At 42.7% G+C, this 255-nt stretch carries 1 tRNA gene; it reads right to left on the bottom strand.

The features are described 5' to 3' along the window. Positions 1-143: 143 nt before the first annotated feature. A tRNA-Ala gene (locus GTP27_RS23485) sits at positions 144-219 on the bottom strand. Positions 220-255 lie beyond the last annotated feature (36 nt).

Raw genomic sequence — 255 nt, 5'->3', positions numbered from 1 at the left:
CATACAATCATTACCCATCGTCTTACGTTTTACCGTAAAACGATCAATAAAAATTTACTTACTTCTTCCAGATTGTTAAAGAACATACAGCACTTGATCTCTAAAAGATCAAATCTAAAGGACAACCTTTACATTTGAACTCTTGGTGGAGGATGACGGGATCGAACCGACGACCCCCTGCTTGCAAAGCAGGTGCTCTCCCAGCTGAGCTAATCCCCCTGAGATTTACTACAAGGCAGAAACTGGTAGGGCTGG

The sequence above is a fragment of the Duganella qianjiadongensis genome (genome assembly GCF_009857915.1).
GTDB lineage: Bacteria > Pseudomonadota > Gammaproteobacteria > Burkholderiales > Burkholderiaceae_D > Rugamonas > Rugamonas qianjiadongensis.
The sequence above is the reverse complement of the archived record's forward strand: the minus strand, read 5'-3'. Positions and strand labels throughout refer to the sequence as shown.